The organism is Stieleria varia (genome assembly GCF_038443385.1).
Taxonomy (GTDB): Bacteria; Planctomycetota; Planctomycetia; order Pirellulales; family Pirellulaceae; genus Stieleria; species Stieleria varia.
This window is the reverse complement of sequence record NZ_CP151726.1, coordinates 6,795,307-6,808,721: the sequence shown is the minus strand read 5'-3', so window position 1 is coordinate 6,808,721 and position 13,415 is coordinate 6,795,307. Positions and strand designations below refer to the sequence as shown.

Genomic DNA, 13,415 nt, shown 5'->3' with positions numbered 1-13,415 from the left:
CGATCAATCTTGGCGACCGATTTTAGCGACTTGCTGTGCATGCACCGCGTCGCAAATCAGGCGTAGTGATGACTCCAGGTCACCGTCGGCCGTCTTGAATGCATCGGCGTCGATCGTCAGGGGGGCCCCCAAGACAACCAGCGGGGCGCCGTGACTGGGGCACTCGATGGCCTGTTCCAGTGACAGACCGCCGACGGCTTGGACGGGAATCGAGACGGCGGCGACGACATCACGTAGTTGATCCAGCGGGCTTGGCATCCGCAATCCGGCCGCTGCGATGCCGCGACGTTCGTCGTATCCGATGTGGTGAATGATGAAATCGCATCCCAATGACTCCAGGCGTCGCGCCCCTTGGACCATGTCGGGGCACACCATGTTGTCGCCCATCACTTGGCAGCCGAAATCCTTACCCGCCTTGACCACACACTTGATCGTTTCATCGTGCGCCGCAGCCATGACGACCACATGCGTGGCACCAGCGCCCGCCATCATCTCGGCTTCCAGATAGCCCCCGTCCATGGTCTTGAGGTCAGCGACGATGGGAGTCGTCGGAAACGCTTCCCTGAGCTTCCGGACTCCGTGTAGCCCTTCCGCCAAAATCAGGGGCGTTCCCGCTTCGAGCCAATCGACACCGGCTCGCAGTGCCATCTCAGCCGTTTGCAAGGCTTCATCAATATTCGTCAAGTCCAACGAGATCTGTACGATCGGTTTCACTAGAATGGTGCTCCTGTCTCTTGGTTTCTATCAACCCGGTGAGTTATCCATGAAGTCTCGGATTGCGGCTGCGATCATACTGCTTTTGTTTCCCGTTGGCTTGCCTGCTGCCTCATCGGCAGCAGAAAAACCCAACGTTCTGTTCATTGCGATTGACGACCTGAACGATTGGATCGGCTGCTTGAACGGGCACCCTCAGGCCTTGACTCCCAACATCGACGCTTTGGCAGAGGCCGGGATTCTGTTCACCAATGCCCACTGTGTCTCCCCTGCATGCAATCCATCCCGTGCCGCCTTGCTGAGCGGACGTCGTCCTGCAAGCACCGGTGTGTGGTCCAACGACAGTCCCCGATTGTTGCAAGCCAAACCGCAGATCGATCACCTGCCTGGCGTTTTTCGCGACGCCGGATACGCGACCCTGGGCACCGGAAAGATCAATCACGGCACCGGGGACAATGCAAAACTGTTCGAGAAGTTCTACAACACCGAACAGCGTTGGAGCCCTCTGACGCGCGAAGCTGTCCGGTACACCGCCGACGAGTTGCCGACAAAGAAAACGGATGCGCCGAAGCATGTTGCGACTCTCAGTGATGGCAGAACCGTCACGCTGCCACTCAATAGCGTGCCATCGGATCGCAATCCGGATACCAAAGAAGGAGAGTCGTTCGATTGGGGACCGATGGCGGTTGCCGATTCTGAAATGGGTGACGTCAAGATCACCGACTGGGCCATCGAACAACTGAGCAAGCAGCATGACAAGCCGTTCTTCATGGGCGTCGGTTACTATCGACCCCACATCCCCTTGTGGGCACCTGCAAAGTACTTTGAACGATTCGAAAACGTCGACATACAACTGCCTCCCACCTTGGATGGTGATCTTGATGACTTGAGCCCGACCGGGCGTCGGTGGGCAATCGAAGCCGTCACGGCAGGCAGCCACGCGACGGTGGTCCGTAGCAATCAGTGGCGTCAGGCAGTGAAGTCCTACTTGGCATGCACGACTTTCGTCGATGAACAGGTCGGACGACTGGTCAGTTCTCTGAAACGATCCCGGCAAAGCGAGAACACCTGGATCGTGTTGTGGACCGATCACGGTTGGCATCTTGGCGAGAAAGAACACTGGGGGAAATGGACGCCTTGGGAACGATCCACGCGTGTGCCCCTGATCATCGTGCCACCATCGGCGATCGCCGCTCAGTTTGCCGAAGCAGGCAGCCGATGCGACCAACCCGTCAGTTTGCTGGATCTGTTTCCGACGCTCACGGATGCGTGTGGTATCAATTCGCCCAAGGATTTGCACGGTCAGTCGCTGCTGCCGCTGCTCAAGAACCCAGGACTTGAGACGAATCGCGCCGTTGTTACTCTGTTCGACGAAGGCAACGTTACTTTGAGGACCAATCGCTGGCGATACATTCGATACGACAACGGTGACGAGGAACTTTATGACGTCATCGCTGACCCCAATGAATGGCACAATCTGGCAGTTGTTCCCAAACACCGTTCAGAGCTGATCAAGCTACGCGAAGCGGCATCCGAACATGTCGTCCTCGCGAAGACAAATGACACCGCGGAGCCCGAATGGCTTCAACGCAAGGTGGTGGGGTGGCGTGTGCACGTGAACCCAAGACTGACAAAGGACGACGCTTCGCGAAAGAAGCTAGGGCGTGCAATGGAATTGCTGACGGTTCAACTGAAAGAGATCAAACAGAAGTTGCCCAAGGACGCGGTCGCAGAATTGCAGAAAGTGGATCTTTGGTTTTCGCCGAAGTATCCCAACACCGGCGCACGCGCGGAATACCATCCGAGCCCTCAATGGCTGCGGGAGAACGGACGTAGCGAAATCATGGCCCGGGGCGTGGAGTTTTCCAACGTCGAGATTTTTGAAGCAGAGTCGCGTCGCATGCCCAACTTTGCGCTGCACGAATTGGCCCATGCCTTTCATGATCGCGTGTTGGGGTTTGACCATGCCGAGATCCGCAAGGTGTTCGACCGGGCGGTGGCCAGTGGCAAGTACGAATCCGTGTTGAGACAGGATGCCAACGGGAATCGCAGGCCCGATCGGGCGTACGCATTGAGCAATCACAAAGAGTACTTTGCGGAGTTGAGCGAAGCGTATTTCTCGAAGAACGATTTCTTTCCCTTTGACCGAACAGAATTGCTGGAAACGGACCCAGAGGGTGCCAGGGTTGTGAAAGAGGCTTGGGGAGTGACACCATGAGCCACTTGTCATTTGCGGATTGCATGGGATGCCTGAGTCACAGCATCCAATAGATCGCCATTCCACCGATGTAAACTATCAACACAGCCAGTGAGTCTACTCCCATGCCCAACACAGTGCGGTCTCGGCGCTCTAGGATTCCCCATAGATAGAGGCTTGTCACGACGATTCCAATTGCAGCCAGGAATGAGGCAGACGGCTGCATCGCATCGAAAATGGCTCCACCTCGATAGGCGAGCTCTGCGGGCAGGAAGAGCGCGATCTCCAAGCTGTTGGTGCCCAAGATGTTCGCCGCGGCCATGCTGTATGCACCGAAACGCACTGCCGAGTACGTCGTGCTGACTTCCGGCAAGCTGGTTGCGAACGCAACCAAGGTCGCGCCAATGATACTTTGGCCAACGCCCGTTTGTTCAGCGATCGCTTCGCCGGTCTTGGCGACCAGGACTCCTCCCACCAAGACCACGACGGACGCCACCAGAAAGTAGCCAACCAGCTGAGCAGTGGAGGTCTCCTGGAAGGCGTGTCTGTGGGCGTCTTTCAAGTCCCGAGCCGACTCAGGTGGCTGAGCGATCTCGCCACGTGGTTCCCATCGTGGATCGCCTTCGTATCGGTAGATCACTCCCATCGAAAGCAAGTAGGCTGCGAACAGTGCGACCGGCCAGATTCCAACTCCTGACCAAGCGAGCAGTTCACCACTGGCGACGGCAGCGGAGGCGAGGGCGATGAGTCCGATCAGCATGATACCCGCCATCAGCAGCGAAGACTTGGGCGAGAAAAGAGTCAACGGTCGGCCACGCAATACGAAGGCGTCGATCAAAGCGAGAACCGCAATCTGCATCACGACACCGCCCAACAAATTCGTCGCTGCGAGTTCGGCCGCTCCAGAGTAAGACGCGGTGAGTGTTGTCGCCAGTTCCGGTAAACTCGTCGCACCACCGAGCAACAACGCACCGGCGAACGCTTTACCTAATCCTGTTCGATCGGCAAACAAATCAACGTACTTGCTGAGTTTGGTACCAGCGCCCCACACCAGCAACGCACCGAAAGCGAAGACGACAAAGTTGACTCCGATGCTGTTGTCGGAAAAGTCCATGAAAGCGTGTTCGTTGAAATCCTCTACTGCACTCTGACGTAGCATTCCAAGGGCAGATTGCTGGAATGAGAAGACGGACGCAAGTGTTCACTCAAGCTACTGCAACATGCGTGCCATTGCCCAATCCGCGTGAAATCACGCATGCGATTTGCGTATAAAGCGTCCTGCCATGTGAGCGTCTATTGGATCCGAGATCGATAGCCACGAAGATCTTCGTGGCTATCGAATTGCCGACGAAGCACATCGAGAGAACCGACATTCAAATGATGGTCGATTTTCGTCCAAGATGGTGGATCAGTCGGGGACTGTCACGTGTTCGTGGCCTGCTCGCGTGGAGAGGTCTTGCCAAAGTTGCAGATCGATCGAATCGCTGACGAATCGCACCGAACCATCCATCAGGGTCACGCCCACTCCGCCTTGGTGATAGCTGCGAGAGGTCACTGCGGCATAGGTCCGGGCCGTTGTCGTTCGCCCTTCACGGATGTTTGTGAAATCGACGTCGTACTCGTTGTTGCTTTGCGTGCACAAGATCTTGCGATTGGGCGTGAAGGTCGTCGTGAATCCGGTTTGATGGGTTCGTCCGTCCACCCACTCGGTGTGCCCCGTGTCCAGTTTGAACGAACCACCCAGCGTGCAAATCTCACTCGGCTCGGTAGGCATTGCCAAGTTGCCCGGCAACTCCGCGTCACGCAGATAGGGGGTCATGGCTTTGACTTCAGCAAACGCCAGTGTGTTGCTCAATCCATCCAGTACATCTCGAAATCGAGTCCAACGCCCGGGCAAGAACGTACCTTCACCGACCACTTCGGTGACAGGATCCATCACAAACCATGGGCCGGCGTTGTAGCAGTAGCTGAGAGGAAAATGCTCAGGGTTTCCGCTAGAGTCATAGCGCCCACGGTCATTGATCTCGCTCGGACACAAATAGGGCGGCACGCGAAAGCCCGCTACTCGAGTCTGTGCGCCGTCTACCGTGATCATCGCGTCGCCGTACCCGGCAGAAAAATCAACCGCCGACGCCAACGCGATCGCTTCGATGTACGGCAGCAACCTTGCTTGTGCGGACCATCCATCACCTGACTGAGACGGTTTCGTCCAGGCCGGCGGTAGGCGTTTGGTAGACGATTCGTAGTTGTGAATCGCCAAGCTGATTTGATGCAGGTTATTTTGACAGCTCATCCGACGGGCGGCTTCCCGGGCGGCCTGCACGGCTGGCAACAAGAGCCCCACCAAAATTCCGATGATGGCAATCACCACCAGCAACTCGACCAGTGTGAATCCAGCAGCTCGCGTCCTGCTGACGCGTCGATTTTCGAATCGAGTGCCATATCGTACCTGTCTCATGCGACAACAACCTTTACTCAGCAAACCATGGAGTCCCGATCGATGTCCTTCCTGCCAACTCGGCAGGCATCGGTGGGGATGAATTCGACGCGGAGAGAGCGGTCAGCGGCTTGCTCGGCAGATCCACCCCGTCGGCGTGGACTTGTCTCGCTGCGATACCGGTCCTCTAGCGTCGTTCACCATGCGTGGCTGGCTGGGAAAACTCCCGATTCAGGGAGTTCCGCTGGCTTGCTGGCAGGTACTTGCTAATGAGACTAGTTCTCATTAGGTGGCATTTTGTCCAAAGGGTTTCGTTCCCGCAAGAGGTTGGCGGGAATTTTGTTCTGTCCGGTCTAGTGGGCGATTGAGACCTTTGATTGTGAGCGGTTGGACGGAAAATCGGCCGCGTGCACCCGCCCTCTGTGGTGACCGGGCGACTACGTTGCAAGAGTTGTCAAACGGTTCAATGAAACTTTCGGCGTGTTTTTCGTCTGTTTGGGAGGGAACCAATAGCCTGCTGAGTTAATCTATGGTCGGCCGTTAATCCGCGCCCACGGTTCGCCCGATCCCCGCCAACACTTCAGCATTGGAGTCTTGTGGCGCGGCAGGGCCGGCTTGTGAGCCTTTCCACGCGCCGATTTTTCCTATCTTCATTCTTCGATTTCTCATCCGGTTTTTGTCTGCAAATCATGAAAGCGTTGAAATCATTCCGGCGTTCCAAGCGAGATAAGTTGGCACAGCAGCACCGTCGACGCCGCCAGCAACGGTTTCAGCATCTCGAAAGTCGGCAACTGCTCGCTTCGTTGGCTGGCGAAGTTTGGGCGGACGTCAATGCCAACGGAGTGCGAGACCCACAAGAGTCTGCTGCGGCGAATGTTCGTGTCTATGTTGACGTCAACGACGACGCGCAAGCCGACATCACGGAGCCGTTTACCACAACGGACACTTTGGGGCGTTACGTCCTGGATAACTTGCAGGCGGGCTCTCACGTTGTGCGAATCGATGTCAGCGGAGACTCGGTGCAAACAAGCCCTCGTGCCTATTTTGGGACGGCAAACGTTGTCGGTTCGAATGCGACTCAATTGCTGAGCATGACGGAATCGGGCGTGGTGCATCCGATCGGTATCGCCAGTGGTTCCAAGATCGATGGCATCATTCGGACCAACGCCGGCGTGCTGATGGGGGTCAACTCGCAGACCAACGAGATCGTCTTGCTCGATTCCAATACCGGCGTGCAAACGGTACTGGCAACCCACCAGGACGATTTGGTCGCCGGTTTGGCTTATGACCGCGTCGGGGATCGTGTCTTTGCAGTGGGCAGGGCGGGGCTTTCAACCGATCTGCGGACGCTGTACGAAGTCGACCAGAATGATGGGTCGTTGACCGCGTTGGGCGCTGGCCTGACGGGATTGTCCAACATCTCAGACTTGGCGTATGACGCGTCGGCCAATCGGATCGTTGGGTTCGACGACACGACCGACCAATTCTTTGCATTCACAACGACCGGTTTCGGCAGCATGCTGGCAACGGCCGATCGATCGCTCAACGGGATGTCTCTGGCCTTCAACGGCACTTCGTTCGTGATGTTTGATGCGGACTCACCGCAGAAGACATCGATCATCACGGTGAACCCGGACACGGGCGTGACATCGGCGTTCATCAACTCGTCCAGCCCGGTGGACGCGACAGGGTTGTTCTTCGGCACCACGGGGGACGTTGCCCGCCGAGTCACGGTGGCAGCGACCGATGATTTGACCGGATTGGATTTCGGCGTGCTGTCGACTGCCGACCGATTCGGCACTGCGGCGTTCAATGGAATGTTTATCAATGAACTGCTGGTCGGCCGTGCGTTTTTCAATACGCCAGATGAGCAGATCATCGAATTGCGGGGACCCGCCAACAGCCAGATCCCTGACGGGACCTATTTCGTCGTCACGCATGACAATTCGACGAGCAATAACGGCGAAATCGCCAACGTGATCGACTTGAGCGGACAGACGTTTGGGCAGAATGGGTTCTTGGTCATCGCACCGGCCAATAGTCCCTACTCCATCGATCTTGATGCCAGTGTGTTGCGGTCGACGGGAAATGATTTTGCAGGTCTACCGGGCGGGATCTACCAAGGCTTGACCGACTCGATTGACCAGAGTGCTCGCTCGCACTCATTCTTTTTGGTGACAGCCAGCTTTGCGCCAACCGTGGGTTCCGATATCGACGCGGACAACAACGGAGTGGCGGACGGAATCTTTGACGGCTGGAATGTGCACGATTCGATCTCGATGCTGTCCACGACTTCGTTATCGACTGTGGCCTACGGACAAATCGTTTTCGCGGAAGATAACTTTTCTGCGCCGACCGTGACCATCCCCAGTGGCGCCAATCTCGTCGTGTCTCCTGGTTATGGATATGCAGCTCGCGCCGGAGATTCGGTCGGCAGTGATCCAGACGACTGGATTGTGAGTTCGTTGACTCAGGAATCCATCCTTAATCAGCCATTGGCATACGAACTGGCCCATTCGCAAAACGAGCCGACGCAGTCCGTTTTCATCGGGCGGAACCTGGACCATTTCGGCGACAGCAATTTCGTCGGTGGCGTCCGTGGATCCGTGATTCGAGAGCCCATGCCCGGTGATGCCGAACAGTTGCCACAACCAGCCGCGGGTGTCTCCGTCCACTTGGACATCAACGGCAACGGCCAGCAGGACAATTTGATCTACCGTGTGGAACCGGATAGTTTTCCCATCGGGGCAGATTTGACCAATGCGTATCCTGGTGTCACCCTGACGGCAACCAATGACACGATCGGTTTCCTGGGGCTGGAGATCGAACCGGATGCTGAATCGTTCATTGGCAGCGCGACCAGCAATCGGGTCTTTTCCTATATCGGCCTCACTGATTTTTCTGATTCCCGTAAGCTGCACGCAGAGTTTTATCGACCGGTCAATGCCGTTTCAATCACGGCGATCAGCGGATCATTCACCTCGCTGCCGACGTATATCCGATTGAATGCGTTCGATGCCGATGGCAACCTGTTGGCCACAACGGTTTCTTTTGGTCTGATCAATAGTCAACGCCAGCGTTTGACGGTTTCCACGCAGACGGATCAGATCGCCTACATCGAAGCGTTTGCGGAGTCACAATTTGTCGATGCCAATGGCAATGTCGTGACAGGGTATCCGTTCGGTCTGCTGGATAGCCTGGAATATCGTCAACGCGAGCCCAGTACGGTGACCGACGCGAACGGGAATTTTGAGATCGAGAATCTGCCGCGTGCAAATTACTCGGTCCGCTACGAGACCCCGTTGCCGGCCGACATCAATGATCCTCCGATGGTCTTGATCGGCGCACAAACCCTGGCTGTTCCGGTGACGCGATACGAGAACTACATCGTAGGACCGAACCGATTGCCCGAGGGTGCTCCGCTTACCTTGACGTTGGAGGAAAACCAGCCGCTGGGTCTTGAGCTGGGAGCGATCAGCGGTGTCGACCCGGACGGCAGCACGGTCAGCTATCGCATCGACGATCCGAATTCGCCACTTGCGGTTGATCCGGTTACCGGTGTCGTCTCCGTGGTCGGAGTGTTGGACTTTGAAGCCACACCGACGTTGGAAATACCAGTCATCCTCACCGACGATTTGGGCGCGGAAGTTGCCGTGCCTGTGCGACTGACGTTGGTGGACGTGAATGAAGCACCGATTGTGGTGACGTCGCCGTTCTCGGTCCCGGAAGGAACAGCGAATGGAACAGCGGTCGGGCAAGTCGAAGCGTTCGACCCGGATACGCAACAGAATCAAACGTTGACATACACGCTGATTTCATCGATTCAGCCGCCCTTGTTCAGCATCCATCCGCAATCGGGATTGCTGACGATTGCCGATTCCGCTCAGTTGGATTTTGAGACCAGGCCGTTCGTCGACTTGGAGGTGGAAGTGTCAGATAGCGGTTCGCCGTCCTTGACCACCACCATCACTCAGCGCGTCAACTTGATCAATCAAAACGATGCCCCGGTGATCTCCACCACCAGTTTGTTCGTCAGTGAAAACCTGCCGAACATTGGTCGCGTGGTTGCCAGCGACCCGGACGTCGGACAAACGTTGCGGTACGTGATTTCCGGTGGCTCCGATGCGAATTTGTTTCAAATCGACAACCAAGGCAATCTGAGAACGGCCAATGGTGTCACGTTGGACTTTGAACAACGTGCTACTTATTTTGTGTCGGTTGATGTGATCGATAACGGCACGCCTCCGCTGGCGGATTCCGCAGACATCACCGTCACGCTTTTCGATGTCAATGAAACGGCAGTGATATCGCCGACCACGGTTCTGTTCCCTGAGAACACCGCCGCGGGTACACAAGTGGCTCAGTTTTCGCTGACCGACCCTGAGAACACGCCGGCCGATTATGGCATCTCGCTGTTGCCGGACCTCGACGGGGACTTGTTCCAGTTCGATGGAGCAACCAATACGCTCAGCGTTGCCCCGGGCGCGAATTTGGATTTCGAAACGCGTCGATCGTTGAACCTTGTTTTCGAAGTCGTCGATAATACCGGTGGCTCGCCAACGAACACTCAATCGATTCGAGTTGAGCTGACCGACTCCAATGACGATCCGCAAATTCTGTCGAGCGAGATCAACATCTCAGAAAACGCACCTGCGGGTTCAAGTGTTCAAACTTTGTTGGTGACCGATCCTGACGTCAACGATGATGTGACAACGACGATCACTGGCGGAACCGCGGCTGCTTTGTTCACGTTGGATCCCGATACGCATGTTCTGTCTGTCGCCGACGGGGTGACCCTCGACTTTGAGTCAGGGGAGTTCATGACTTTGAATGTCATGGCTAGTGACGGAAACGGTGGAACGAGCGAGCGCGTGATCAACATCGTGCTTAATGACGTCAATGAGCCTCCTCAGTTCGGCGGCACACTTTCGTTTGATCCGGTATCCAGTGGTGAAACATTCACTTATGTGATTCCCAACGATTTCATCGTCGATCCGGAGGGCAATCCGTTCCAGGTCACGATCTTTGATGCCCAAGGAAAAGTTCCAAGCTGGTTGACGTTTGATCCCGAAGTGGAGCTGGAATCGGGTGCCGATCCTGTCGCGGTGCTGACCGGCTTGGCGACACCGGACGACGTCGGGCAATACCCATTGACTTTGCGTGCTTTTGAGTTCGGCCCATTGGAACTGTTCAGTCGCTTGGATTTCACCATCGAAGTGCAACTGGGTTCGACGCCTTATTTCAACCAAAGCAACCCGATGGATGTCGACCGCAACGGCGAAGTCGCTGCGTTGGACGCGTTGAAGATCATCAACTTCATCGGCAGGAATGGCAGCGGCCAGTCGCCCTCCGTTGAAACAGTCTTCCCCGGATTTGTCGATACAAACGGCAACAACATCGTCACCGCTTTGGATGCGTTGGGCGTGATCAACGAGCTTCGATTCCGGCGTGCCGCCGGCGAACGAGAGTTGGTGTCGTTGTCGGATGTGCAGATCGACGACAAAGACGAAGCGAACGACTCGGCGTTGCTGGAGCTCCTGGACAGCGCGATGTTGTTCTAGATCGCGGCTTCATGTACGTCAGCCTTTCCAGGCTGACCTAGTCGATCGTGGTGATGTAGTTCATCAACGCCTGCCACTCGATCCACTGGGCGGAGATCAGTTCGGCGTCATTCTGCGGTGCGGATTGACCTCGACCACCAGACGACTTCATCGACGCGTCACTGCACGCGTCGACGAAGTCAAACGGATCGCGATAGACGCCCCCGGTTTCTGCTTCGATTTGATCCAAGACGCTGTGGCGGCCGACTCGGCGGAACCAATACTTCGCGTTGCCAAAGTCGCCTTCTCGGCGGTGCATGATTCCGTGCAGGAAGCTGCCTTCGGAAGTCGGGATGTCTTGGCTGATCGTATGGCTTCGGTCGATGTCTCCGGCCAGGAGCCACATGCCGCTCAGGAAAGGCTGGTGGGCATTGCGTGTCAGCCCCAGGGAGCCAGGATCCGATGGCCAAGGCGTTTTTTCAGGAAATGTCGACCGACCGGTCAACCAGCCGATCAAGTTCTCGTTGCGTGGTCCGTCGCCCAAGGACGGGGTTTTGGCATCGATGACAGCATCTCGCAGAGGGCCGCTGAACCTGTCAAGGAGTGAGTGGGCAAAGTCGGCAAGCCTTGGCATCGTATTTCTTCCAACAATTGATGTAGTCCTGACCAAGGCCAAGACTACCGATCGGATGATATGAGTGCTAGACTGCTGAATTGACATGCACGCCAAAAAGGGTGCCCAGCGGACGAGCGTTCGTGATGGGGGCCTGATCCGGCTTGGCTCCTTTCCAATCACTCGTTCAAGAACGCCACTGAACACCGATGGGCAATGAAGAACAATCTGCGACTGAGAACTCAACCGTCGCACCCGCCTCGGAATCTCCAATCGAGACTCAAACGCCGGTAGACCAAGCGGCTGCTGAATCCCCACAAGAGGGTTCCAGTGCAATCGAACCCACTCTGGAGCCCAATGACTCAGCGGCCGATGACTCAGCGGCCAATGACGCGCAGGCTGCCAAGCCCGCGTCAGTGGCAGCGCGTGGCGTCGGACCGCTCGCCGCACGTGGCCTGGGCGTCGCCAAGCCCGCCTCACCGGTTGCTTCGACGGAGCAACTGGCAAGCGGAGCTGCTGCGGCAAAGCCAAGTGGCAAAAGCAAAAAGAAACCACCGCGTCCCAGGCTGCAAGGTGAGAGTGATGATGCGGTGGCCAAACCCGCGGCGGCACCCACCAAATCCAAAGTCGCCCTGCCCAGTTTGCGCGCCGGTTTGAGCGCTGATTTAGAAGCGGAGTTGGAAGCCGAGTTGGCAGCGGCCGACCTGGATGGTTTTCTGTCCGGTCAAGCCGGGATGCCTGACCGCAAAGAACCACTCGCCGATGGTGCTCGCGTTCACGGTCAAGTCATCAAGATCCACCAGGACTCCGTATTCATTTCGCTCGGTGGACCTGATGAAGGCGTCGTGCCATTCGAGCAATTCATGGATGCCGAGCCCACGCCTGGTCAAAGCGTCGAGGTACTGGTTCGAGGACTCAACCGAGCCGACGGTTTGTATGTTTTGTCGTTGCCCGGCAAGACAATCGACGTCAACGACTGGGGCGACTTGGAGGAAGGTGCGGTCGTCGAAGCGATCGTGACGGGACACAACGCCGGCGGTTTGGAATGCAAGGTCGGTGGCGTGCCTGGTTTCATGCCGATCAGTCAAGTCACCGAGTACCGCGTCGAAGACTTGAGCGAGTTTGTCGACCAGCGTTTTGTGTGCTTGGTCACCGAAGCCAGCCCGAGACGTGGCAACTTGGTTCTCAGTCGTCGAGCGATCCTGGAACGCGAGCGCGAAACCAAACGCAAGGAGCAACTCGAGCAGATCAACCCCGGCGATACCTTGGAAGGCGTCGTGCGATCGGTCAAAGACTTCGGTGCCTTCGTCGACTTGGGCGGCGTCGATGGATTGATCCATGTCAGCAAACTCAGCTGGGATCGCGTCAAGCATCCCAGCGAAGTGCTTGAGGTCGGCCAGAAGGTCAAGGTCAAGATCGATACCATCGACCGAGAAACCGGCAAGATCGGACTCTCCTATCGCGACCTCTTGGAGAATCCTTGGGATGTAGCCGAAGCAGAGTTTGCGATCGGTTCGGTCCACAAAGGCGTCGTCAGCCGCATCGCTTCCTTCGGCTGCTTTGTGCGGTTGGGTGCCGGTGTCGAAGGTCTGGTGCATGTCAGTGAGTTGGCGCACCACCGTGTCTCTCGGATCGATTCGTTCGTCAGCGAAGGTCAGGAGGTCGAAGTCAAGGTGTTGTCGTTTGACAGAGGTGCACAGAAGATCGGCCTTTCCATGAAAGCCGCTCAACAGTTACCCGAAAGCGAGGCATCCGAAAATGCGGTTGAAGAAGACGAGCCGCAACGCGAGCCAGCGGTGAAACCGACGTTCTCCGGCCCCCTGCGTGGCGGAAACAACCGCGACACCGGCGGCGAACGATTCGGTTTGCGTTGGTAGGGTTGGTTCGCATCTCCATCCGACATCCAAAAACCAT

The 13,415-nt window shown here is 56.7% G+C and carries 7 protein-coding genes; 3 read left to right on the top strand and 4 right to left on the bottom strand.

What is annotated here, in order from left to right:
* Positions 1–3: 3 nt before the first annotated feature.
* A complete protein-coding gene (locus Pla52nx_RS22720; protein WP_146523682.1) occupies positions 4–714 on the bottom strand; it encodes an orotidine 5'-phosphate decarboxylase / HUMPS family protein in 711 nt (236 codons plus the stop codon).
* A gap of 49 nt (positions 715–763) precedes the next feature.
* Between Pla52nx_RS22720 and Pla52nx_RS22715 the strand changes: the two genes are divergently transcribed.
* Entirely contained in the window at positions 764–2,932 is a 2,169-nt protein-coding gene (locus tag Pla52nx_RS22715) for a sulfatase-like hydrolase/transferase (protein ID WP_197455149.1), read from the top strand.
* Between the two features lie 37 nt (positions 2,933–2,969).
* Here the strand turns inward: Pla52nx_RS22715 and Pla52nx_RS22710 are convergent, their stop codons facing one another.
* Together Pla52nx_RS22710 and Pla52nx_RS22705 are read right to left on the bottom strand one after the other, a co-directional pair.
* Positions 2,970–4,025 carry a sodium:calcium antiporter gene (locus tag Pla52nx_RS22710; protein ID WP_146523684.1) on the bottom strand — a complete coding sequence of 352 codons (1,056 nt, stop codon included), beginning with the start codon at positions 4,023–4,025 and terminating at the stop codon, positions 2,970–2,972.
* A gap of 294 nt (positions 4,026–4,319) precedes the next feature.
* Complete coding sequence (locus Pla52nx_RS22705; RefSeq protein WP_146523685.1) at positions 4,320–5,369, bottom strand: DUF1559 domain-containing protein; 1,050 nt, start codon at positions 5,367–5,369, stop codon at positions 4,320–4,322.
* 668 nt (positions 5,370–6,037) lie between these two features.
* Between Pla52nx_RS22705 and Pla52nx_RS22700 the strand changes: the two genes are divergently transcribed.
* Complete coding sequence (locus tag Pla52nx_RS22700) at positions 6,038–10,909, top strand: cadherin domain-containing protein (RefSeq protein WP_146523686.1); 4,872 nt, start codon at positions 6,038–6,040, stop codon at positions 10,907–10,909.
* Positions 10,910–10,946: 37 nt separating this feature from the next.
* Here the strand turns inward: Pla52nx_RS22700 and Pla52nx_RS22695 are convergent, their stop codons facing one another.
* Positions 10,947–11,522: a hypothetical protein gene (locus Pla52nx_RS22695; RefSeq protein ID WP_146523687.1), complete on the bottom strand. Its 576-nt coding sequence runs from the start codon at positions 11,520–11,522 to the stop codon at positions 10,947–10,949.
* A 188-nt stretch (positions 11,523–11,710) separates the two neighbouring features.
* On the opposite strand from Pla52nx_RS22695, the gene Pla52nx_RS22690 reads away from it, so the two are divergent.
* Positions 11,711–13,378, top strand: coding sequence for a 30S ribosomal protein S1 (locus tag Pla52nx_RS22690; RefSeq protein WP_146523688.1), 1,668 nt, complete (start codon positions 11,711–11,713; stop codon positions 13,376–13,378).
* Positions 13,379–13,415: the final 37 nt, after the last annotated feature.